Raw genomic sequence first — 23,865 nt, forward strand, 5'->3', positions numbered from 1 at the left:
GCAGCTTCGTGGTCAAAGGCTCGTTGCTCAGCGCCGCTGCGGCTGTCTTGTCTTCACTCCTGTCGCCGGCCTTGCGGTCGGTGCTTCCAAACCTTCTGCCGCCGGAGGCGCGATGAACGTCGATCTGATTCTCTACAACGGAAACTTTCATACGGTTGACCAGGAAAAACCCACGGCCAGTGCCGTAGCCATCGCCGGCGGCACGTTCGTCGCGGTGGGCACCGATGCCCAGATCATGTCCTTGCGCAGCAGCGCGACCCACGTCATCGACATGCACAAGCGCACGGTAATTCCGGGCCTCAACGACTCGCACTTGCACCTGATCCGTGGCGGCCTGAATTACAACCTCGAGCTGCGCTGGGAGGGCGTGCCGTCGCTGGCCGATGCGCTGCGCATGCTCAAGGACCAGGCTGACCGCACACCGACCCCGCAGTGGGTGCGCGTGGTCGGGGGCTGGAACGAATTCCAGTTCGCTGAAAAGCGCATGCCGACCCTGGAAGAACTCAATCACGCAGCGCCGGACACCCCGGTTTTTGTCCTGCACCTGTACGACCGCGCGCTGCTTAACCGAGCGGCGTTGCGCGTCGCCGGTTATACCCGCGACACGCCGAATCCGCCGGGCGGCGAGATCGTGCGCGACAGCAATGGCGATCCGACCGGCATGCTGGTGGCCAAGCCCAATGCGATGATCCTGTATTCGACCCTGGCCAAAGGCCCGAAACTGCCACTGGAGTATCAGGTCAACTCGACGCGCCAGTTCATGCGCGAATTGAACCGTCTGGGCCTGACCAGCGCCATCGATGCGGGAGGTGGCTTCCAGAACTACCCGGACGACTACGCCGTCATCACCCAACTTGCCCAAGCCAAACAGCTGACGGTGCGCATCGCCTACAACCTGTTTACCCAGAAGCCGAAAGAAGAGCTCGCCGACTTCAAGAACTGGACCAGCACTGTCACTCTGCATCAGGGCGACGATTTCCTGCGTCACAACGGCGCGGGTGAGATGTTGACCTTTTCGGCCGCTGACTTCGAAGACTTTCTCGAACCACGCCCGGACCTGCCGCCCGGCATGGAGCAGGACCTTGAACCGGTGGTGCGGCATCTGGTTGAGCATCGCTGGCCGTTCCGCCTGCATGCCACCTATGACGAGTCGATCTCGCGCATGCTCGACGTGTTCGAGAAGGTCAACCGCGAGGTCCCGTTCAATGGTATTCCGTGGTTCTTCGACCATTGCGAAACCATCACGCCGCAGAACATCGAGCGGGTGAAGGCGCTGGGTGGCGGCATCGCGATCCAGGACCGCATGGCTTTCCAGGGCGAGTACTTCGTCGAGCGCTACGGCGCCAGGGCCGGTCAGCACACACCACCGATCAAACGCATGCTGGCCGAAGGTGTGCCGGTGGGCGCGGGCACCGATGCCACCCGCGTGTCGAGCTACAACCCCTGGACGTCGCTGTACTGGATGGTCAGCGGGCGCACCGTCGGTGGCCTGGAGCTGTATCCGGAAGGGCTGTCCCGCGACACCGCGCTGGAACTGTTCACCCGTGGCAGCGCCTGGTTCTCGTCGGAGCAGGGCAAGAAAGGCCAGATAAAGGTAGGCCAGTTGGCCGACGTGGTGGCCTTGTCCCAGGACTTCTTCAGCGTGCCGGAAGAGTCGATCAAGTGGATCGAGTCGGTGCTGACCATCGTCGACGGCAAGGTGGTGTACGCCACCGCAGAATTCGGCGACCTGGCGCCACCCAGCGTGCCAGTGCTGCCGGACTGGTCACCGGTGGCGAAGGTGCCGGGTCACTGGCGTCAGGGTGCGCCGGTGGCTGCCGCCGTACACCAATGCAGTGGCCCGTGTGGCGTTCACGCCCACAGCCACGACAAGGCGCGCATGTCGAAGGTGCCGGTCAGCGACTTCCAGGGTTTCTGGGGCGCATTCGGCTGTTCGTGCTTCGCCTTCTGATCAGTCGTTGAAAAGAGCATGAAATCCCTCGCCGGGACGTACCGGCGAGGCTTGCGGTCAGCCGTTTGCTGCCCCTCGCACACGTGTCACACACTCAAAGGAGTCAATCATGACCGTTCCTTACAAACGCTTGGATATCAACGATGCCGTGGTACTGCTGGTCGATCACCAAACCGGCCTGATCTCGCTGGTGCAGGACTTCTCGCCGAACGAGTTCAAGAACAACGTGCTGGCGCTGGCTGACTGCGCCAGGTTCTTCAAACTGCCGACCATCCTCACCACCAGCTTCGAAACCGGCCCGAATGGCCCGCTGGTGCCGGAGTTGAAGGCCCTGTTCCCGGACGCGCCGTACATCGCGCGTCCGGGCCAGATCAACGCCTGGGATAACGAGGATTTCGTCAAGGCGATCAAGGCCACAGGCCGCAAGCAACTGATCATCGCTGGTGTGGTGACCGATGTCTGCGTGGCGTTCCCGACCCTCTGCGCATTGGAGGAAGGGTTTGACGTGTTCGTGGTAACCGATGCTTCCGGCACGTTCAACGAGGTCGTGCAACAAGCCTCCTGGGCCCGCATGACCGCTGCCGGCGCGCAGCTGATGAACTGGTTCTCGGTCGCCTGCGAGCTGCAACGCGATTGGCGCAACGACATGGAAGGTCTGGCCAACCTGCTGTCCCAGCGCATCCCGAACTACCGCAATTTGATGAACAGCTATTCGGCGTTCACTGCCAAATAAAAAAGCGGGGAATATCCCGTGTCCTCTGAGCTTGCTCGCGATGGCGTCCGACCTGATGGCGATGTCGTATCGCCTGCTCCACCGCGAGCAAGCCCACTCCTGCAATGTTGAGCGTTGCCATGCTCAGACTGTCGCAGACCCCGGTTTGGCGGGGTTGCGTGGCTATTGTGACAGTCCGTGAAAACGGCCTTCCAGATCCCGCCTTGTACGATTTCCGAAAGCGGCTTTAAGCTTCGGGCCACCTTCATTGGAGATCACCATGGCTAAAGCATCTGCATCCGTTCATATCCCGGTTTCGGCCGATCAGGTCTGGCAGTTGGTAGGCGGCTTCAACTCCTTGCCTGACTGGCTGCCGTTCATTGCCAGCAGCGTCCCCGGCGAAGGCGGTCGCGTTCGCCACCTCACCACCCAGGACGGCACGGAACTCACCGAGCGTCTGCTGTCGTTCGACGACCAGGGCCGCACTTACAGCTATTCGATCACCCAAGGGCCGTTCCCGGTCAAAGATTACCTGGCGACGCTCAAGGTCAGTGCCGATGGCGATCAGGGTGCGGTGGTTGAATGGTTCGGCACCTTCACCCCCAACGGCATTTCCGATGAGGAAGCCCAAGTCCTGTTTCTGGGGGTATACGAGGGCGGGCTGGAGGCGTTGAAGGGCAATTTCTAAGCCCGCCTGGCTGTTTCTTGCGGCAGCCCGGCGCATGGCATCCGGGCGACAGCGGTGGTGCATCTTCCACCGCTGCCGCGGGCAGGCCGAGCTGCGCCAGCGCATTTATCCTGTATCTGCGCGGCTTCCGTTCAATCGCTTCCTCGTCGATTGAACGAGGGTGACCCAGGCGGTCGATGCGACGGATCGTTCCCAAACGCACGCTTGCCGTGCGGTTGCCGCTTCAATGATCCGTTATGTAGCAGTCCAGAGTGAGCGCTCGTTTGCGTGCCGGTCCATCTTTTCCCATCCAATTCAGCGACTTGCTATCGCCTGAAACGCGATGGCATTACTTTTGCTTTTGTGTATCCGTGGATTATTGGATACAAAAATTCAAAAGGTAACGCTATGCGATTGGTCACCGGGTACGCCGGACGACAACCCGTCACGGCCGAGGAAGAGGCGTATGCCTTTCTGCTGGACGCGATCTGTAAAGGCACTTATCGCATGGGCGAGCGATTGATCGCTGAAGACATCGCCAGCGAAATCGGCATGAGCCGCATGCCGGTGCGTGAGGCATTCAGGCGTCTGGCCGCCGATGGCTTGGTAACACTGCGGCCCAACCGGGGCGCAGTGGTCAGCGGCTTGAACATCGAAGGAATGCGTGAAGTGTTCGAGATGCGTAGCGCGCTGGAGGGGCTGGCGATTCGCGTGGCGGTGCCGAAGATCACCGAGCGCCACCTGACCCACCTGGAGCGCCTGCTCGACGACATGGACGAATACCGCGACGACAGTTCCGAATGGGTCAGTCGTCACCGGGAATTCCACGAGTACCTGTGCAGCATCAGCGAACGCGCGCGCCTGATGCGTCAGATCTCGGCGTTGTACACGGTCATCGAGCCCCACATGCGGGTCTGGCTTGAACATGGCGATAAAACCTTGAGTGCCCGTGACGAACACGCGGTGATTCTCGATGCCCTGCGCGCAGGCGACGCAGATCAGGCCGAGCGCATCCTGCGCGATCACATCGAAGGCACCGTGCCCAGCCTGATCGCTTTTCTTGAGCAGCAGAAAAGCCTTTGACCACTTGAACACACCTAAACCAGAAGCGGGCCGCCAGCCCGCCCGTTGCACCCCAGTGACTTTGTAGTGACGTTCAGAACTGCCCTTACTTTCTTACCGAAACCGGAGCTTCGTCATGCACAAACCCGCAGCGCTCGCCATCCTCGTCTCCCTGAGTCTGTGCGCACCCCTCGTGGTCGCCGCGCCGACCGTACCCGACCGACTGCAGAAGGTCGACAAGCTCACTTATTGCTCTGGCATGGACTCGCCGCCGCTGGTGTCTTTCGATGCCGCGCAGAAACCGGTGGGTCTGACCATTGATCTGGGAGTGGAAATTGCCAAACGGCTGGGGGGCAAGAAGGTCGAGTGGCGGGTGATTCCGTTCTCCGGACTGGTGCCTGCGTTGCTCGCCCAACAGTGCGACATGATCGTCGATCAGTTATTCGATAAGCCTGAACGGCGAGAGGTGATCAACATCGTCAATTACATGTACTCCAGCCAATCGGTGGTGGTGCCCAAGGGCAACCCCAAAGGTGTCAAGACCCTCGACGATTTGTCCGGGCATAAAGTGGCCGTGCTCAACGGGTCAACGATCAAATCCCTGCTCGACACCCAGAACGAAACCCTGGCCAAGGCCGGCAAGACCCCACTCAAACTGGTGGTCTACAACACCGACACTGATGCTTTCCAGGCGCTGCGCATCAATCAGGTCGATGCCTATGGCACCACTGTGGAAACCGCTGGTTACTACGCCAGCATGGCACCTGAGCTGTTTCAGGAAGGTGTGCCCGCGTTCAGCCGGATCCTCACTGGCCTTGGCATTCGCAAGGACGACGCGCAACTGACCACCGCTGTGCAGCAGGTGATCAGCGACATGCACAGCGACGGCAGCTACACCCAGCTACTCGCTAAATGGCATGTCGAAAGCGACAAGCTCGACTGAATCAGCGCACAACGGGATGAACGATGAATTTCAATTGGGATGTGTTCTGGCATTACCTGTTGCAGCCCAGTGGGATTTACCTCACGGGCCTGTGGCTGACGTGCCTGATCAGTGTGTTGGCAATGTTGCTGGGCTGCTCGCTGGGGTTGATCGCAGCGCTGATGCGCCTGTCGAAGAACCCGCTGCTGAACATGCCGGTGCGCTTCTATGTCTGGCTGATGCGCGGTACGCCGCTGCTGGTGCAGATCGTATTTCTTTACACGGCCCTGGCAGCCGGCGGGATCTTCCGCTTCGAGGATATCGATCTGGGCTGGTTCATCGTGCCGGGCAACATTCAGGCGGCAATCATCGCCTTGGGCCTGAATGAAGGCGCCTACATGGCTGAGATCATTCGGGCGGGCATCGGCGCGGTGGACAAGGGGCAGTACGAAGCTGGCCGTTCGCTTGGCATGACTTTCGGAAAACTGATGCGCCGCATCGTCCTTCCTCAGGCGTTTCGGGTCATCGTGCCGCCGCTGGGCAACGAATTCAACGTGATGTTGAAAAACACCACCCTGGTCAGCGTGATCGGTGTGCAGGAGTTGCTGCTGAGCACGCAAATGGTGACCTCGGCGACGTTCCGGGTGTTCGAGCTGTACCTGGTGGTGGCGATCTATTTCCTGATGCTGACCACGCTCTGGGGCTTCTTCCAGCGCTGGCTGGAACAGCGCTTCGGTCAGTCCGACCGGCAGCCACCGGCGACCAGACGTATGTTCGGTCGCAGTGCGATGAAATTGCTGAGGGGGCGTTGAGATGGCGCATAAAAGTGAAGATCTGATCATTGAGGCGCTGGACATTCATAAGTCCTTCGGCGACCTGCAGATTCTCAAGGGCATTTCCCTACAGGTGCGACGGGGTGAAGTGGTGGTGCTGATTGGCGCCTCGGGCTCGGGCAAGACAACCTTCATCCGTTGCATCAACCTGCTCGAAGACATTCAGTCCGGGCGCATTCGAGTCAACGGCCAGTCCATGGGGTATCGCGAACGCGCCGACGGCAGTCTGGTGCGCGACTCGGAACGCAATATCGCTCGTCAGCGGCGCGACATCGGCATGGTGTTCCAGCGTTTCAACCTGTTTGCGCACATGACTGCACTGGAAAACATCATCGAAGCGCCGATCCACGTCCTCGGCGTGGCCCGCGAAGCGGCATTGAATCAGGGCCGGGAGTTACTGGCCCGGGTCGGTCTGGCGGACAAGGCCGAGCATTACCCTTCGATGCTCTCCGGCGGCCAGCAGCAACGTGTAGCGATCGCCCGGGCATTGGCGATGAAACCCAAGGCCATGCTGTTCGACGAACCCACGAGTGCCCTGGACCCGGAAACCGTGGGCGAGGTGTTGCAGGTAATGAAGGAGCTTGCAGAAGACGGCATGACCATGGTGGTCGTGACCCACGAAATGGGTTTTGCCCGGGAGGTGGCCGACCGCGTCGTGGTACTCGATCAGGGGGAACTGATCGAACAAGGCCCGCCGGAACAAATTTTCAGTCGTCCGAGTCATCCGCGAACCCAGGCCTTTCTCAGTCGCGTTTTGTAATGCTCACGAGGAAGTCGTCATGCGTTCGTACGACATCTTCAGCACCAGTGAGATGCGAAGTCAGGATGCCCTCCGGGCACTCGGGCCACGATCTGTGATGCCGTCCAGCCAGTTTCTTTTCCGGCCAGTGTTGGCCGTTTTTGAAGAGTCTTCGTCATGTTGAATTTTTCTGCTCACGAATATCCATACCCCTCGCAGCGCCAGAGTGTCTTTGCCCGTCGCGGGATGGTCGCGGCGTCGCAGCCACTGGCGGCGCAGGCCGGTCTGCAAGTCATGCAAAAGGGCGGCAATGCGATTGACGCCGCGATTGCCACCGCTGCGGCACTGACAGTGGTCGAACCTACCGGCTGCGGCATTGGCGGCGATGCATTTGCGCTGGTCTGGTGCAAAGGAAAGTTGCATGGTTTGAACGCCAACGGCCATGCACCGGCTGCGTTGAGCATCGAAGCCGTGCGGGCCGCCGGGCACGAGCACATGCCGATGTATGGCTGGACCCCCGTGACAGTGCCAGGCTGCCCGTCGGCCTGGGCCGAGCTGTCACGGCGCTTTGGCAAGCTGCCGTTCGCCGAGTTGCTGCAACCGGCGATCAGTCTGGCGCGGGACGGTTTTCCGCTGTCTCCGGTGGTCGCCCATCAATGGCAGCTTGCCTGCAATGAATTCACCGCCAACCGTGACCCGATCATGGACACCTGGTTCGAGACGTTTCTCATCGATGGCCGCGTGCCGCGAGCGGGGGAGCTGTTCCGTAATCCGGCGCAGGCCCGAACCCTCGAAGAGCTCGCAGCCACCGAGTGCGAAAGTCTGTATCGCGGCGCGCTGGCCGGGCGCCTCGATGCGCACTCACGCGCCACCGGTGGCTATTTGCGCGCCGATGATCTCGCCGGTTTTCGCGCGCAGTGGGTCGAGCCCATCAGCATCAACTATCGGGGGTATGACGTCTGGGAGATTCCGCCGAGCGGCCAGGGGCTGGTGGCGCTGATGACCTTGAGGATTCTCGAGGGTTTTGATTTCGATCACCGCGACAGCCAGCAGACCTGGCATCGGCAGCTGGAAGCGATGAAGCTGGCCTACAGCGACGGCCTGCACTACATCACGGACCCTGCGCACATGCGCGTGGCGGTAGGCGATCTGTTGAGCGACGGCTACAGCGCGCAGCGTCGCGAATTGATCACCAATCAAGCGCAGGCGCCGGACCCAGGCGACCCTCACGCCAGCGGCACGGTGTATCTGGCCACCGCCGACGCCGAAGGCAACATGGTGTCATTCATCCAAAGCAACTACCACGGCTTTGGCTCCGGCGTGGTGCTGCCTGACAGTGGCTTGGCGTTGCAGAATCGCGGGCAGGAATTCAGCCTTGATCCCACACACTCCAACTGCCTTGCCCCCGGTAAGAAGACCTTTCACACGATCATCCCCGGTTTTCTGACGAAGGATGGCGATGCCGTCGGGCCGTTCGGCGTGATGGGGGGCTACATGCAGCCCCAGGGGCATGTGCAGATGGTGATGAACCTGGTGGATTTCGGTCTCAACCCGCAAGCCGCGCTGGATGCGCCGCGTTGGCAGTGGTTGGGCGGGATGAAGATCGGCATCGAGCAGGGCGCGTCGAAGCATCTCGCCGCAGCGCTGGCACGACGGGGTCATGACATCAGTATCGCCTACGACTCCACCGAATTTGGCCGGGGGCAGATCATCGTCCGCGACCCGGTCAGTGGCGTGCTGTGCGGCGGGACCGAGCCGAGGGCTGACTCGACGATTGCGGCGTGGTGAGAGGTCGTTACGCTATACAGGTTCAGTCCGCACGACGCGGTCACCCGTGGGAGCCCATACATTCCCAAGAGGCCGCTGCGACCTCGCATCTTCATCGGATGTGCCGGTCGTCCGGATACAACCCGGAATGAATTCGCTCCCACAGGAGCGATTTCGGCTCGATTCGGGGTTGTGCCGATTTTATTTTTCCGAAAAGTCCTGTAATACAATACGATTGTGGTTGGAGAGCCGGATCATGAGGATGGACCGCCGGATTCGATCCGGCGGCCTCGCTTCAAGAACGGGCCACAGCCATGACATTCACAGGTCTTCAGGAATACAGCATGAAAGTACTACGCCAGGCGTCGTCCTTGCGCCACCAAGTGCAGGATGCACTGCGCAATGAAATCATCTCGGGGCGCTTCAAACCCGGTGATCGGCTGGTAGAGCAGCAGCTTTATACCGCGCTGGATGTCAGCCGTACCTCATTGCGTGAAGCATTGCGGCAACTGGAAGCGGAAGGACTGGTGGAACAGGTGCCGCATCGCGGTGCTTACGTCGCCTCGGTCGATGCCAAGGATGCGGTACAAATCTACGATGTGCGCGGCGCGCTGGAAGTCCTGGCCGTGCGCAATTTTGTGCGTTGTGCGAGCGATGAGGATGTTGACGAGCTGGCCGAAGTCTTCGATGAGTTCGTCGAGCAAACGCACACCGCAAGCGTCGACGGCACGACGCTGTTGGACATCAAGCGACGCTTTTACCACGTCCTGCTGGACATCGAGCAGAGCCGCGTGGTCGGTGGGATGCTGGAGCAACTGAACAACCGCGTGAGCCTGTTGCGGGCACTGTCGCTGGGCCGGGAAGGGCGGATGCCGCATACCCTGGCGGAGTTGAAAGAGATCGTGCGCAATATCCAGCTGCGCGACGAAGAAGGCGCCTGCGCCGCAGCGTTGCTGCACGTCGAAAACGCCTCGAAGAACGTGCTGGAATTGCTGGCGGCCACGGGGCATTCGGATCAGTGAGTCGATCTCGCCGCTCGAAAAGCGCCGTGCCGCGGGATGGCAGATCTCTGCGTTAGCACTTTTGAAGCGAAACGGGCGCCAGATAGTGGGAGCGAATTCGTTCACGAGAAGTCGACACAGGCGATGCCTCTCTGGCAACTGGCCTATCTTTCGCGAATGAATTCGCCCCCACGGCGGATACGCGTCTAAGCCTTATTCAACGTAACGCCGAATACGCCGTCGGCGCCAAAAACTGATTTTCGATGCGCTCGACAATGATCGCCTGCGCCTCGCTCGCTGCCCGCTTGGCGATCCACTCCGCGTCGCTCTGAAACGCATTCCACTTCGCCTCGCGCTCGGCCAGGCTTTCCCACTGCAACAGGTAGGTCAGCGACTGATTGGTTGCGCCGGTCAGGTTGGTCCAGAAACCAATCTGCTTGATCCCGTACTTTTCGAAAAATCCCAGCGTGGTGCCGGTGAAGCGCTCGTGCAAGGCCGGCAGGCGGCCGGGGGCGCAGTGGTAGGTACGCAGTTCGACAATCATTTGCTCAACTCCTCGAGAATACCGCTAGTAGGAAACTGTAAATTAGCCTATTGACCGATTGTATGACAGTCATATAGTTTTACCTCAACTGCTGGCGAACGTCGAGCAGAAAACCTGCAACACGCCGCCTCGACCCGATTGACAAAAACACAAAAATCAAAGGGCACGACCATGACGCAACCGCAACGGATAGGCTTTATCGGACTGGGCATGATGGGCACACCGATGACCGCCTGCCTGGCCAAAGCCGGCTTTCAACTGTATCTCGCTGACGCCGATGCCGGGCGCCTGAGTGATGTGCAGGCGACCTTGAACGCCAGCGCGCTGACTGCCGAAAACGCCAGCAGCCTCGACATCCTGATTACCATGCTGCCCAACTCGAATATCGTCGAAACGGTGCTGCTGGGCGAGCGCGGATGGGCAGCGTCCCTCGCACCGCAAGCCGTGGTGATCGACATGAGTTCTTCGGAGCCTGCGCGTTCCCGCGAACTGGGCCAGAAACTCAAAGCCCTCAACCTGCAATACCTTGACGCGCCGGTGTCCGGCGGGGTCAAGCGTGCCGTGGACGGTAGCCTGGCCATTCTGGTAGGCGGCGATGAGCTTGTCATGCAACGCTGCCGGCCGGTGCTGGACGCGATGGGCAAGAACATTCTGCACATCGGTGATGCAGGCTCCGGTCACGCCGCCAAGGCGCTGAACAACTTCGTCTCGGCAGCCGGGCTGATGGCCACGGTCGAAGCGCTGCATGTAGCCAAGCGCTTCGGCATCGAGCCCGAGGTAATGGTCGATGTGCTCAACGCCTCCAGCGGCGGCAGCAACACCTCGCTGAACAAAGCCAAGCAGTTCATGCTCAGCGGCACCTTCGGCTCTGGGTTCTCCATGCAGTTGATGAACAAGGACCTGAAAATTGCCAAGGGTCTGTCGGATGCACTGAACTATCCCCTGACGTTTGGCCAGAGCGCAATCAAGGTGTGGAACGATGTGGCTCAGGGTGCAACACCGACCACCGATCACACTGAGATGTATCGCATGCTGGCCAAAGAAGGCGAGTGAAGGGAGCGCAATCGAATGTCGCGTGCAGCCTGTTTTTACATTGATGGACGCTGGGTCGAACCCACTTCGGCCAGCTGGTTCGACGTGATTGACCCGGCCACCGAAACCGTAGTCGAGCGCCTTGCCCTGGGCAACGCCAGCGATGTCGACCGCGCAGTGGCCGCCGCCCGCAAAGCCTTGCCCGACTACGCCCAAACCAGTGTGGCCGAGCGCATCGCCTTGCTTCAGCGAATCGTCTCGATATACGAACGGCGTCAGGAAGAGTTTGCCCAGGCCATGCGCGTGGAGATGGGCGCGCCGATCATGTTTTCGCGAAAATTTCAGGTGCCGCGCGGCTGGCTGCACCTCAATCAGATGATCGAGGTGCTGCAGCGCTTTCAATTCGAAGAAGCGTTGGGCAGCACCTTGATTCGTCACGAGCCGGTGGGCGTCTGTGGCCTGATTACCCCCTGGAACTGGCCGATCAACCAGATCGTGGTCAAGGTCGCGCCTGCGCTGGCAGCCGGTTGCACCATGGTCCTCAAACCCAGCGAATATTCGCCCCTGAGCAGCCTGTTGTTCGCGCAAGTGCTGGATGAAGCCGGGGTGCCGGCGGGTGTGTTCAATCTGGTCAACGGCGATGGGCCGGGCGTGGGTGCGGCACTGTCGGCGCACCCTGACATCGACATGCTGTCCTTTACCGGTTCGACTCGGGCGGGCGTGCTGGTGGCAAAATCCGCTGCCGAAACGGTCAAGCGCGTGGCGCAGGAGCTGGGCGGCAAGTCGGCGAATATCCTGCTCGACGATGTCAACTTGCAGGAGGCGGTGACCCGTGGCGTGGCCGCCTGCTTCACCAACAGCGGCCAGTCATGCTCGATTCCGACCCGCATGCTGATTCCGCGCAGGCTGATGGACGACGCGATTCGGATCGCCAAAACCGCTGCCGAAAGCTACCGCGTGGGCGCGACCACCGACGAAGCGACGCAGCTTGGACCGTTGGTCAATCGCGCGCAGTTTCGCCGGGTGCAGAGCCTGATCCAGAGCGGCATCGATGAAGGCGCGCAACTGGTGACCGGCGGCGTGGGCTTCCCGGATGGCATTGATGCGGGTTACTACGCCAGGCCAACGGTGTTCGCTTACGTCACGCCGCAGATGACCATCGCCCAGGAAGAAATCTTCGGCCCGGTGCTATCGATGATCGCCTATGACAGCGAGCCGGAAGCGATCGCTATCGCCAATGGCACGCCCTACGGCCTGGCCGCTTACGTACAATCGGCGGACCAGCAACGGGCACGCGATGTCGCCCGGCAACTGCAGGCCGGCAGCGTGCACCTGAACTATCCGCCTGCCGATTTCTCTGCGCCGTTCGGCGGCGTGAAGCGCTCCGGCAATGGCCGCGAGTGGGGCGAGTATGGTTTGCGCGAGTATTTGGAAGTGAAATCCATGGTGGGCTACGGCGCCTGATTTCCGACTGGACTCAGCGGCGTAGCTCAAAAAAATTTACCCGTTTCAACTGTATGACAATCAGTCGATCGTACGAATAAGGTGATAAGACGATGGAAGACAACGAACGTTTCAACCAAGGCTTCAATAATCGCAAGGAAGTGCTGGGCGACCGCCATGTCGAGAAGTCCTGGGCGGCGGCAGACGATTTCAACCGGCCGATGCAGAAGCTGGTCACCGAATATTGCTGGGGCGAGATCTGGGGCGACCCAACGCTGTCGTTCAAGACCCGCAGCATCATCAACATCGCCATGCTCACCGCCATGAGTCAGCACCATGAACTGAGCGTTCATATACGCGGCGCGCTGCGCAATGGGGTGACCAAGGAAGAGATCCGCGCCGTGCTGATGCAGGCCGCGGTGTACTGCGGCGCTCCGCTGGGGCTTGCGGCCTTTCGCGTGGCGTCGGACACGATCAAGGCCTACGAAGCGCAAGCATCGGCGACCTGAAGCCAACATACCCCAACGCTTGCGTCCGACAATAACTATAAGGACAACGTCATGAGCACATACACGCCAGCCTGATCGGTGGCTGAAACGGAGCAGTCGATCGAGAAGAAAAGAAGAGCCGCCATCAAGGGGGCGTTCTTCTCCGAATACATCGACATGTTCGACATCTACTTGCCGGTGGTGGTGTTGTCGCCGGTGCTGTTCTTCTTCCAGCCCGCGCAGTTGTCGCCGGGTATGGCTGCGATCCTCGCTTCGCTGGTGTTCATCACCACGCTGCTGGGCCGCCCGATCGGTGCCTTGCTGTTCGGCATGATCGCCGACAAGACCGGCCGACGCATGGCGTCGATCTACTCGGTGTCCGGGTTTGGCGTGGTCACGCTGCTAATCGCACTGCTGCCAGGCTACGAGAGCATCGGCATCGCTTCGTACTGGCTGCTGGTGCTGCTGCGTTTCGTCGACGGGATTTTCCTCGGCGGTGGCTATACAGGCGCGATGCCGCTGGCCATCGAATATTCGAAAAAGCATCAGCGCGGTTTCGTCGGCGGCCTGATCATCGCTGGTTTTCCGCTGGCTTACGTCACCATCAACCTGGTGGCGATGCTGATGTTCATGCTGTTCCCGCTCGATGGCCCAGGCTCGCCCTACGTGCAGTGGGGCTGGCGCATTCCGTTCGTAATCGGCGCGGTACTGGCTGGCGCGCTGGCCCTGTACTACGTGTACGCGGTGTCGGAATCGGAAATCTGGGAAAGCGAAGCAGGCAACAAGCCTCGGGAAAAACTGCCACTCACCGACCTGCTCAGAGGCAAGAGCGGCCGTAACCTGCTGCAGGTGCTGTTGATGATGACCGGCTTCTGGCTGACCCAGAACATCATCACTATTTTCCTGCCCACCGGATTGCTCAGAAACACGCTGCACCTCTCGGCACTGGAAGTCACCGGCACCTTGTTGATCGCCTATTCGGTGTTGTTCTTCAGCTACATCGGCTCGGGAATGATCGGCCAGAAGATCGGTCGTCGGCGTTTCTTCATCACCCTGGGACCGATCATCGCCACGGTAGGCGCGGCGATCATCTACGTGCTGGGCAACGTACAGGGGCTCTCGCTGCCAGTGGTCATGATCCTGGTCTGCGTGCTGTCGGTGCTGGTGACCGCGCCTTGGGGTGTGATCGTGACCTACATCAACGAACGTTTCGTGACCGATGTGCGGGCCACCGGGTTTGGGGTCGGCTTCAGTCTGTCGGTAATCATCCCGTCGTTCTACGCCTTCTATATGGCCTGGCTCGGCGAATTCATGCCGTTCAACGTCACGCCTGCCGTCCTGCTGGTGATTGGCGGAGTGATCGCCACCATCGGTGCGTGGATGGGGCCGGAAACCAAAGATGTGGATTTCTAGGATTCACCGCAAGCGAGGAGAGCAGTTGTGAACAACACAACCCTGGGTTTCATTGGCTTGGGCAACATGGGCGGGCGTATGACACGCTGCCTGGTGAATGCCGGGCTCAAGGTGCTCGGTTACGACGCCGACGCCAACCGCGCCAAGGCGGCGGGCGCGCAATCGGCGGCGTCGATTGGGCAGGTGGCCGCCGAAGCGGGCGTGATCCTGCTGTCGCTGCCGGACAGCAAGGTGGTGGAGGCGGTCGTCGAAGGCCCGAATGGCCTGCTGGCGCACTGCCGTGAGGGGCAGATTGTCGTTGACCTGAGCACCGCCGCAGCGAGTTCGACGATTCGCCTGCACGGTCTGTTTGCCGAACGTGGCGTGCAGTACATCGACGCCGGGATTTCCGGTGGCGCAGCGGCTGCGGAAAAAGGCGTGCTGACGCTGATGGTCGGTGGTGATGCAGCGACGGTCGAGGCGCTGGCCTGGGTCTTCGAACCGATTGCCAGCAAGGTGTTCCTGATGGGCGAAAGCGGCGCCGGGCATACCACCAAATTGCTCAATAACTTTCTCAATGCCGTGAGCCTGGCGGCCACGGCCGAGGTCATGGTCGCGGGCAAAAAGGCCGGCCTGGACCTGCATCGCCTGCTCGATGTGCTCAACAGCAGCAGTGGGGTGAATTTCGCCACCCTCAATCGCTTTCCGCACATCGTCGACGGCAATTACCTGGAAGGCGGTCTGACCGGAAAATTGATGAGCAAGGACGTGGTGCTGTACCTGGACCGTGCACGCGAACTGGGCGTCGCCTCGCTCAACGCCGCGGGGCCGTTGGCAAGCTTCGGTCTGCAGACTGCGCTGGGCTACGGCGACCTGATCAGCAACAGAGTGGTGGACGCCATCGGCGACATGTCCGGTGGCGTGCGCCTGCATGAATCGACTGAAGAATGGGTGAAAGGAGACAAGGCATGAAGGTTTTTCACGGCGCTGTCGAAGGCGCGATTTCCGAGCAGCGCGGGGCCACGTTCAGCGGTGTGGTCTGGGCCGACCCGGTGATGCCGACCACCGATGGCGTGACGATCAATAACGTCTCGTTCAACCCCGGCGCGCGTACTTTTTGGCATTACCACGAGCAGGGGCAGATGCTGTACGTCACGGCGGGCAGCGGCTGGATCTGTCTGGAAGGCAGCGAGCCGCAGGTGATCCGTCAGGGCGACACGGTGTGGATCGGCCCGAACGAACGGCACTGGCATGGCGCCAATACCAGGAACTTCATGGTTCACACCGCCACGTCCATCGGTAAGACCGTGTGGCAGGAAGCGGTGGCGGATGTGGATTATTTGCGTAGTGCGGATTAGGCACAGACGCATGCGATCCACTGTGGGAGCGAGCTCGCTCGCCAATGCGGTGGATCACTTACCTCAATCTCGACTGACACATCGCTTTCGCGAGCAAGCTCGCTCCCACAGTCAGGGTGCAGTCATTCAGATCAACGAGCGATCAATCATGAGCCTCACAGAAAAACAACAACAGGCCAAAGACGCTTTCGCCAAAAACGGAGGTACGTGGAATCTGGCCTGGGACAGTGTGCTGCGTCTGGACCCCGGTTTTGTCGAAGCCTACGCAGGCTTCGCCGCTGTCCCGTGGCGCAAGAATCATCTGCCGCACAAGGTCAAGGCGTTCATTGCGCTGGCTGCCAGCGCCGCCGCAACGCATCTGTTTCGTCCCGGCGTTCATGAACATATACGGGTCGCCCTGGCCCATGGCGCCACGGCCGAGGAATTGATGGAAGTGCTGGAGTTGATCAGCACCGTTGGCATTCACGCCTCCAACGTCGGAGTGCCGGTGCTGTTGGAAGTGCTGGAAGAAGAGGGCATGCGCGATGGTCCCGAGCCGCTGGACGCCCGGCGAGAAGCGTTGAAAACCAGCTTTATCGAAAACCGTGGCTACTGGCATTCCTCGTGGGAGGGCCTGCTGGAATTGGACCCGGAGCTGTTCGAAGCCTACGTCGAATTCTCTTCCGTGCCATGGCGCACCGGTGTGCTGGAGCCCAAGTTCAAGGAACTCATGTATTGCGCGTTCGACGCGGCCGCCACGCACCTCTACGTGCCGGGCCTGAAGCTGCACATGCGCAACGCCCTGCGTTATGGCGCGACCAGGGAAGAGATCATGGAAATGCTCGAGATCGTCAGCGTGATCGGCATCCATGGCGTATTGGTCGCAGCGCCCATGCTCGAACATGCGCTCGACCCGACGACCCGCGACGTCCAATAACGCCGCTCCCGACATCCTTATAAAAATAACAACGAGAAACGCACATGAACGCAGCATCCAGTATCGGCGTACGTCTGGACCGGTTGTCGCTTTCGGGGTTTCACTACCGTTTGCTGGGTCTGATCGCGGCGGGCATGTTTTTCGACTCGTTCGACATCTACATCGCCGGGTCCGTACTCGCCGCCCTGATCAACAATCACGAATCCACGCTGGCGCTGAACGCGACCTTCGTCTCGGTGACCTTCATCGGCATGATGTCCGGGGCGTGGCTGTCCGGCGTACTCGGCGACCGCTTCGGGCGCCGATTCACCTACCAGTTCAATCTCGGGATCTACGGATTCGCCTCCATCGCCGCCGCGTTGTCTCCTTCGGTCTACTGGCTGATTTTCTTCCGTCTGGTCATGGGCGTGGGCATGGGCGCGGAGATCGTGGTGGGCTACGGCACGTTGAGCGAATTCATCCCGGCCGCATGGCGCGGACGCTTCGGCACCATTCTCAACCTGATCATCAACACGTCATTGTTTCTGGCGGCGTTTCTCGGTTGGTTGATCATTCCGCGCTTCGGCTGGCGCTGGATGTTTGCCATCGCGGGCGTCGGCGCACTGATCGTCTGGTTCCTGCGTAAAAACATGCCCGAATCGCCGCGCTGGCTGGCGTCCCAAGGGCGGCACGCGGAGGCCGATAAGATCGTTTCCAGTATCGAGGCTCGCTGCGGGGTCACTCCCGGCAGCGTTGCTCCGGTCCAGGTAACGTCACAGACCCAAACCCCGCCGGCGCGCATGCGCGAGCTGTTTTCGCGCCGCCTTCTGACCCGAACCATTACCGGGATCACCGTGCTGGTTGCGCTGTTTACCGTCAACTACGCCTTCGTCAGCTGGATTCCGACCTTTCTGGTGCAGCAGGGCCACAGCGTTTCAAATTCGCTGGGCTTGACCACATTGATGTTCGCCGGCGGCCCGCTGGGATCGTTGATCGCCTTCGCGCTGGCCGAACGGCTGGGGCGCAAGTGGGGCATCGTGTTGTTCTCGCTGGTGGGCATCGGCTTCGGCGTGAGCTACCCGTTCGCCGAATCTGAAACCGCGATCATCGCCGCCGGCTTCGCCATCACGGCATGCATCTATGTGTTGTCGTCGCTGAGCGTGGCCAGCTACGTGCCGGAGCTGTTCCCCACCGAACTGCGCCTGCGCGGCGCCGGCCTGTGCAACGCCATTGGGCGCGGCGTCAATATCCTCGTGCCCTACGCGATTGCGGCGGTGTTCGCCGGCTTCGGCATCGTCGGGGTGATCTCGCTGATCGTCGGCACGCTGTTACTGCAAGCAGTGATCGTCGGCGCGATCGGGCCTGAAACCAAGAACCGATCACTGGAAGACATTGCGACGGCGCCGCTTCCCGTGGTGCCTGCGCCTCACGAAATCAAAACCTGAATTCGCCTGATTCTATTTGGAGTTCCTGCATGAACACGCAAGCGAAGACTGTCAGACCGAACTGGACCGACCCTGAAGTGATCGTGGTGCGTTACGGCACCCGGCAAACCACCAAGAGCGAGTGCTATTACAACTTCCGCGCCTACCGTGAGCCGGACGCGGAAATCACCATGGATTACTTCTTCTGGATCTTCCGCAACGCCGAGCAGACCATCGTCATCGACACCGGATTCAGCCCCGAAGCGGCTACTGCACGTCGTCGACAGCCGGTGGTGGCACCTGCCGATGCACTGGCGCGACTGGGGATTGATCCGCTGGACGTGAAACTGCTGGTCCTGACCCACGCGCACTACGATCACGCCGGCAATCTAGGGCTGTATCCCAACGCCCGAATCATCATGTCGCGGCGCGAGTTCGAATTCTGGGGTACCGACATGGGCAAGCGCCCGCAGTACACCCATCACATCGATCCGCTGGACATCGAGCGCATTCAGGCGCTGGAACGCGACGGTCGCATCACCCTGCTCGATGAGCCGCGCAACACGCTGATTCCCGGCATAGAACTGTACGAAATTGGTGGCCACACGCCGGGGCAGATGGCGGTGGTGGTGGAAATGCCCGAAGGCCCGGTGATTCTTGCGTCGGACGCCATTCACTATTACGACGAGCTGGAACAGGACCGGCCGTTTGCCGTGCTCGACAGCCTGGCCGACATGTACCGCGGCTACGAACAGATCCGTGAGTGGTTGCAGCGTCCGGGTGCCGTGGTGATTCCCGGGCACGATCCCGAGGTGATGAATCGTTTTGCGCCGGTGGATCCGAGCGATCCCATGTTCGCCGTGCGGATCGACGCCAGCGGAGCGGGAAAATGAAGGGCCGTACAGCGCTGGTGACCGGGTCGTCCGACGGGCTTGGTCTGGCGATGGGCAGAGGGCTCGCTGCAACGGGATGCAATTTGGTATTGCATGGGCTGGCAACGCCGGACGACATGCGCCAGACCTGCGATGAGCTGATGCGCGCCTATGCTGTGCGAGTCAGTTATGTGCAGGCAGACCTGTCCGCGCCTGAAGAGATCGAAAGGCTGTTCGACATTGCGGGCAGTGTCGATGTGCTGGTCAACAACGCCGTGGTGAGGCATTTCGCGCCGCTGGCTGAATTCCCGCTGCAGCGTTGGGACCAAGCACTGGCGGTGAATCTGACGGCGGCGTTTCGCGCAATCCAACGGGTCCTGCCCGGCATGCGCGAGCGTCACTGGGGCCGCATCTTCAACCTGTCGTCGGCCTATGGTTCGCGCGCCATCGCCAACCGCATCGATTACGTCACCACCAAGACCGCATTGCTGGGCCTGACGCGCGCCGTGGCCGTGGAAACCCAGGGTCAGGGCATCACGTGTAATGCCGTGTGCCCAGGCTCGGTGCTGACGCCGAACATCGAAAGTCGCCTGACCGCGCTGATGGACCAGAAACAACTGGACCGCGAGACCGCCACTCGCGAGTTTCTACAAGGCAAGCAGGCGACCGGGCGTTTTGTCGAGGCCAGCCATGTGGCGGATCTGATCGTGTATTTGTGCAGCGAATCGGCGGCGTCCATCACCGGGGCCACGTTACCGGTGGATGATGGCTGGATGGCAGCGTGATGCCGCTACAGATGGGCATGCGCGCAGTGCATCAAAACAACAACGGGATAACCATGAGCCAAACTCTTAGCCATCAACTGGCACAGTTCGTCGAACGCAGCACCTGGGCAGACATTCCCGCCCCGGTGCGTCATGAAGCCAAGCGTGCACTGGTCAATTACTTCGCGGTATCGCTCGCCGGTTGCAGCGATCCGGACGTGGCCACGGCTGCCCGGCTGTTCTCGCGTTTCAATGCCGGCGAGCAGGCCCATGTGATCGGCCGCAGCGACGCCATGGACATGCTCAACGCAGCCTCGCTGAACGCCATGAGCGCCAACGTCTTCGACTACGACGACACCCACATCCCGACCATTCTTCACCCCACCGCGCCAGTGGCTGCTGCGTTGTTCGCCCTGGCCGAAACACAGGCTGTGAGCGGCGAACAGCTGCTGCTGGCGTTCGTGCTGGGGGTTGAGGTCGAGTGTCGTCTGGCCATGGCCATCTCGCCGGAGCACTACAGTCGCGGCTGGCACATCACCTCGACGTGTGGGGTGTTCGGTGCGGCAGCGGCGGTCGGCAAAGTGCTGGGCCTCGACGCTCGCCAACTGGTCTGGGCGTTTGGCAGTGCCAGTGCCCAGGCGTCCGGCCTGGTGGAGACTCTGGGCAGTGCAGCAAAAAGCATTGGGGTCGGCAATGCTGCGCGCAATGGCCTGCTCTCGGCATTGCTGGCCCAGGATGGCTTCGCCGGGCCGGTTCAGCCGCTGGAAGGCGAGCGCGGTTTCCTGAAGGTCTTCGGCGAACAACCACGTGTCGACGAAGTCACCTCCGAGCTGGGCGAACGCTGGGCCTTGCTGGCCAACACGTACAAACCCTATCCCTGTGGCGTGGTGCTCAATCCGGTGATTCAGGCGTGTCTGGAGTTGTCCCGGGAACGCGATTGGGATCTCGACGACATCCTGCGCATTGAACTGACCGGCCATCCCTTATTACGTCAACGCACCGATCGGCCAGACATTCGATGGGGCAGGCAGTCCCAGGTCAGCGCGCAGCATGCGGTGGCGGTGAGCTTGGCGACGGGCCGGGCAGGGCTGGCCGAGTTCAGCGATGAGGCAGTGAGCGATCCACGTTTGCGCGTGCTGTACGGACGGCTGCAGTTCAACGACGACCCGCGCTACTCGGTGGAGTCCGCTACGGTCGAGATTTTCTTCAACTCGCAGAAATCTTTGAAGCGCACCACCGAGGTTTACCGAGGAAGCCTGAGTGCGCCATTAAGCGATGCGCTCCTGCAGGACAAATTGCGGGAGCTGGCGGCCTATGGCGGATCGGGATGTGACCCCCAGCCTTTATTGGATGCGCTGTGGCAATTGGAACAGTCAACGAACGCCGGGGCGCTCATGCGGCTGGCAAGTCTTTAACGAGCAGGAAAACAATCATGAGCAATCAACAACTGGGCTTTATCGGCGTCGGCGTCATGGGGCGGCCCATGGCGCGGCGCCTGCTGGAGCATGGACACGGGCTGGTGATTTACGACCAGGATAAGGGCGCGCTGGATGAGCTGAGGGCATTGGGTGCGCGTATCGCTGCCAGCGTGAAAGAAGTCGCCGACAGCGCCGAGATCATTTTCACCAGCCTGCCGAGCCCGGCGATTTTCAAGGCTGTGGCATTGGGGCCGGAAGGCATCATCGAAGGGCGCTCGGTGCGGGTTCTTGTGGACCTTTCGACTGTGGGGTCGCGCGCGGAGCAGGAAGTCGCGGAGGGTCTCGCGGCCAAGGGTATCGACACCGTGGACGCGCCGGTGAGCGGGGGCGCTGCCGGTGCGAAGAAGGGCAGCCTGGCACTGATGGTTGCGGGCAAGCCTGCGACGGTCGAACGGGTGCGTCCGCTGTTCGATGTGTTCGGCAAGGTGTTCATCGTTGGTGAGCAGCCGGGCCAGGGTCAGTTACTCAAGCTGTTGAACAACATGCTCTCCACGACTGCCTTCGCGATCACCAGCGAAGCCTTCGTCGCCGGGGTCAAAGGCGGGCTGGACCCCGAAGTGATGATGTCAGTGATCAACGCAGGCAGCGGCAAGAACGGCGCGACCCTGGATAAATTCCCCAAACACGTGCTGCCGGGTACTTTCGATTTCGGCTTTCCGCTGTCCAGCGTGTGCAAGGACATCGGGCTGGCGATCGAGGAAAGTCAGGCCCTGGGCGTACCGATGTGGCTGGGCAACGCCGCGCGGCAATTGTGGAACGTCGCTGCGCAACAGGACGGCGCTGATCGCGACCTGACCGAACTGGTGCGCACAGTAGAAGGCTGGTCGAATCACTGAGTCAATCTTGCATTGGAGATGGAACCGCTCAGGCGCGCGGGCCACCTAGGGTAATCGCTCTCAGGACCCGCCTCCATGCCACCTGCCTCGACCCCGCCGATGGGGCCCTTGACACTCACTCGTCAGTTGCGTTTTGGTTGGCTTACCGTCGCGCTGCTGTGCGGGGGGTGTCAATCCATCGATTACCAGGCGTTCGGCTATCCCGCGCAACCCCCGATTGAGCGCACGCCACGCCTGGTGGCCGGTCTGAACCGCACTGCGGACCCAGGTCCCAGCCTGCGCCCCCGGATGGCGGCGACTTCCTACGCCGGCAGCGACATCTGGGGTCGGCTGGGGCAGGGGTTTAGTCTGCTGGACGAGACAGGCGCGAACCCGCGGATCCTCCGGCAGCGCGACTGGTTGTTGGGCAACCCTGGCTTCCTGCGCAATGCCAGCCTGCGCGCCAGCCCCTATCTGCACTTCATCGCCGAAAGCCTGGACCAGCGTGGCATGCCCGCTGAGCTGGCGCTGCTGCCGATCGTCGAAAGCGCCTACAACCCCAAAGCCAGTTCGATCCGCGAGGCGGCCGGGCTGTGGCAGTTCATGGCTGCCACCGGTCGCGATTTCAACCTGCGCCAGACCGCCTTCTATGACGGGCGTCGCGACGTGGTGGCCTCGAGCAAGGCGGCGATGGACTACCTGACACGGCTGCACGATCAGTTCAACGGCGACTGGTTATTGGCCATGGCCGCGTACAACGCCGGCGAAGGCACCGTGAGCCGGGCGGTGGCGGTCAATCAGCAGCGCGGCTTGCCAGCTGACTACTGGCACCTGAATCTGCCGAGGGAAACCCAGGACTACGTGCCGCGCCTGCTGGCGTTGTCGATGCTGGTGCGCGAACCCGACGTCTACGGCGTGCAGCTCAACCCGGTGGCCAACGCGCCGTATTTCACGACCCTCGAGCTGACCCGTCCGGTAGACCTCAGCCAACTGGCCGCCAACGCCGGGGTCGATGAAGCCGTGCTTCTGGGGCTGAACCCGGCGTTCCTGCGCAAGAAAACCGTCGACGGGCCGACTCATCTTCTGGTCCCGCGGGATCAGGCCCGGCAGCTCTCCGCCAGCCTGGCAAAGCTGGCGCCATATGGCCCGCAAACGTCTGGCGAAGCGCTGGCTGTTACCGCGACCCCCGCGTCGCCGTCTGTCAGATTGGCCCCCTGACAGACCTCTCTCGGAAAAATACCCTTCCCATCAGCGTGACCTGCTCGGTGCACCAACGCCCGCGCGGGGCAGGTAAGCACGCCGATACAAACCTTTCCGCTCTCGCCATTTGCTCCATAACGCCATGATGTGGCCGTCGCAGACATATTCGTTGATCTAAATCAGCGCATTTGTTCTGAACTTTTTTGCAGGCCTGTAACCTCGCTGATACACAGCGCTTTAAATAGGGCTTGGACATATCTTGAAACATCGGAGCACTATTTGCTTCGCGAATGTCACGTCATCACGACATCTCTGCGGTGCACCTTTGACGCCTGTCATTAGTTGGATCCCGATCCTTAAATATCCATTGGGCGCGCCAAATCGCAACGCAAACCGTTCGGAAACATACCGGACGGTGCCAGCTAAGCCCCGTAAAACATGGGAAATTTTTCCGCTTTAGCTGAATGGATAAAGCTGCGTTCGGCAAACCGAACGCCCTTAGTTGG

The 23,865-nt window shown here is 61.0% G+C and carries 22 protein-coding genes and 1 pseudogene; 22 read left to right on the top strand and 1 reads right to left on the bottom strand.

From position 1 onward, the window contains the following. Positions 1-112 precede the first annotated feature (112 nt). From CE491_RS21110 to CE491_RS21150, 9 genes are all read left to right on the top strand, one after another. Positions 113-1,951 carry an amidohydrolase gene (locus CE491_RS21110; RefSeq protein ID WP_110950284.1) on the top strand — a complete coding sequence of 613 codons (1,839 nt, stop codon included), beginning with the start codon at positions 113-115 and terminating at the stop codon, positions 1,949-1,951. A gap of 109 nt (positions 1,952-2,060) precedes the next feature. Further along, complete coding sequence (ycaC, locus tag CE491_RS21115) at positions 2,061-2,684, top strand: isochorismate family cysteine hydrolase YcaC (RefSeq protein ID WP_110950285.1); 624 nt, start codon at positions 2,061-2,063, stop codon at positions 2,682-2,684. Between the two features lie 259 nt (positions 2,685-2,943). Continuing rightward, entirely contained in the window at positions 2,944-3,351 is a 408-nt protein-coding gene (locus tag CE491_RS21120; protein WP_110950286.1) for an SRPBCC family protein, read from the top strand. Positions 3,352-3,738: 387 nt separating this feature from the next. Continuing rightward, positions 3,739-4,413, top strand: coding sequence for a GntR family transcriptional regulator (locus tag CE491_RS21125; protein WP_110950287.1), 675 nt, complete (start codon positions 3,739-3,741; stop codon positions 4,411-4,413). A gap of 115 nt (positions 4,414-4,528) precedes the next feature. Continuing rightward, positions 4,529-5,335 carry an ABC transporter substrate-binding protein gene (locus tag CE491_RS21130; RefSeq protein WP_110950288.1) on the top strand — a complete coding sequence of 269 codons (807 nt, stop codon included), beginning with the start codon at positions 4,529-4,531 and terminating at the stop codon, positions 5,333-5,335. Between the two features lie 23 nt (positions 5,336-5,358). Continuing rightward, positions 5,359-6,126, top strand: coding sequence for an amino acid ABC transporter permease (locus tag CE491_RS21135; protein WP_110950289.1), 768 nt, complete (start codon positions 5,359-5,361; stop codon positions 6,124-6,126). 1 nt (position 6,127) lies between these two features. After that, positions 6,128-6,907 (top strand): amino acid ABC transporter ATP-binding protein, encoded by a 780-nt coding sequence (locus tag CE491_RS21140; protein ID WP_110950290.1) that lies wholly within the window; start codon positions 6,128-6,130, stop codon positions 6,905-6,907. Between the two features lie 156 nt (positions 6,908-7,063). Then, entirely contained in the window at positions 7,064-8,674 is a 1,611-nt protein-coding gene (locus CE491_RS21145) for a gamma-glutamyltransferase family protein (protein WP_110950291.1), read from the top strand. Between the two features lie 323 nt (positions 8,675-8,997). Further along, positions 8,998-9,675: a GntR family transcriptional regulator gene (locus tag CE491_RS21150; RefSeq protein ID WP_110950292.1), complete on the top strand. Its 678-nt coding sequence runs from the start codon at positions 8,998-9,000 to the stop codon at positions 9,673-9,675. A 196-nt stretch (positions 9,676-9,871) separates the two neighbouring features. Here CE491_RS21150 and CE491_RS21155 read toward each other — a convergent pair whose 3' ends face one another. After that, a complete protein-coding gene (locus CE491_RS21155; protein ID WP_110950293.1) occupies positions 9,872-10,198 on the bottom strand; it encodes an NIPSNAP family protein in 327 nt (108 codons plus the stop codon). Positions 10,199-10,369: 171 nt separating this feature from the next. On the opposite strand from CE491_RS21155, the gene CE491_RS21160 reads away from it, so the two are divergent. The 13 genes and pseudogenes from CE491_RS21160 to CE491_RS21220 form a co-directional block, all read left to right on the top strand. Then, complete coding sequence (locus CE491_RS21160; protein ID WP_110950294.1) at positions 10,370-11,251, top strand: NAD(P)-dependent oxidoreductase; 882 nt, start codon at positions 10,370-10,372, stop codon at positions 11,249-11,251. 15 nt (positions 11,252-11,266) lie between these two features. Further along, positions 11,267-12,694 carry an aldehyde dehydrogenase family protein gene (locus CE491_RS21165; protein WP_110950295.1) on the top strand — a complete coding sequence of 476 codons (1,428 nt, stop codon included), beginning with the start codon at positions 11,267-11,269 and terminating at the stop codon, positions 12,692-12,694. A gap of 92 nt (positions 12,695-12,786) precedes the next feature. Further along, a complete protein-coding gene (locus tag CE491_RS21170; protein ID WP_110950296.1) occupies positions 12,787-13,182 on the top strand; it encodes a carboxymuconolactone decarboxylase family protein in 396 nt (131 codons plus the stop codon). 78 nt (positions 13,183-13,260) lie between these two features. Continuing rightward, positions 13,261-14,574 carry an MFS transporter gene (locus tag CE491_RS21175; protein WP_110950297.1) on the top strand — a complete coding sequence of 438 codons (1,314 nt, stop codon included), beginning with the start codon at positions 13,261-13,263 and terminating at the stop codon, positions 14,572-14,574. Positions 14,575-14,601: 27 nt separating this feature from the next. Further along, positions 14,602-15,525, top strand: coding sequence for an NAD(P)-dependent oxidoreductase (locus tag CE491_RS21180; protein ID WP_110950298.1), 924 nt, complete (start codon positions 14,602-14,604; stop codon positions 15,523-15,525). Next, complete coding sequence (locus tag CE491_RS21185) at positions 15,522-15,911, top strand: cupin domain-containing protein (RefSeq protein ID WP_110950299.1); 390 nt, start codon at positions 15,522-15,524, stop codon at positions 15,909-15,911. The genes CE491_RS21180 and CE491_RS21185 overlap by 4 nt, the downstream gene beginning before the upstream one ends. 148 nt (positions 15,912-16,059) lie before the next feature. Continuing rightward, on the top strand, positions 16,060-16,827 hold the full coding sequence (locus CE491_RS21190) for a carboxymuconolactone decarboxylase family protein (RefSeq protein ID WP_110950300.1): 768 nt from the start codon (positions 16,060-16,062) through the stop codon (positions 16,825-16,827). Between the two features lie 44 nt (positions 16,828-16,871). Beyond that, entirely contained in the window at positions 16,872-18,251 is a 1,380-nt protein-coding gene (locus CE491_RS21195; RefSeq protein WP_110950301.1) for an MFS transporter, read from the top strand. 29 nt (positions 18,252-18,280) lie between these two features. Next, positions 18,281-19,123 carry an N-acyl homoserine lactonase family protein gene (locus tag CE491_RS21200; RefSeq protein ID WP_110950302.1) on the top strand — a complete coding sequence of 281 codons (843 nt, stop codon included), beginning with the start codon at positions 18,281-18,283 and terminating at the stop codon, positions 19,121-19,123. Further along, positions 19,120-19,887 carry an SDR family NAD(P)-dependent oxidoreductase gene (locus tag CE491_RS21205; protein WP_110950303.1) on the top strand — a complete coding sequence of 256 codons (768 nt, stop codon included), beginning with the start codon at positions 19,120-19,122 and terminating at the stop codon, positions 19,885-19,887. Before CE491_RS21200 ends, CE491_RS21205 begins: the two co-directional genes overlap by 4 nt. 53 nt (positions 19,888-19,940) lie before the next feature. Continuing rightward, positions 19,941-21,281, top strand: coding sequence for an MmgE/PrpD family protein (locus CE491_RS21210; RefSeq protein WP_199885200.1), 1,341 nt, complete (start codon positions 19,941-19,943; stop codon positions 21,279-21,281). Positions 21,282-21,298: 17 nt separating this feature from the next. Further along, complete coding sequence (locus CE491_RS21215) at positions 21,299-22,180, top strand: NAD(P)-dependent oxidoreductase (RefSeq protein ID WP_110950304.1); 882 nt, start codon at positions 21,299-21,301, stop codon at positions 22,178-22,180. A 75-nt stretch (positions 22,181-22,255) separates the two neighbouring features. After that, positions 22,256-23,356: pseudogene (locus CE491_RS21220) on the top strand (transglycosylase SLT domain-containing protein); the annotation flags it as partial. Positions 23,357-23,865 lie beyond the last annotated feature (509 nt).

The organism is Pseudomonas bohemica, assembly GCF_002934685.1.
In the GTDB taxonomy this organism is placed as follows: domain Bacteria; phylum Pseudomonadota; class Gammaproteobacteria; order Pseudomonadales; family Pseudomonadaceae; genus Aquipseudomonas; species Aquipseudomonas bohemica.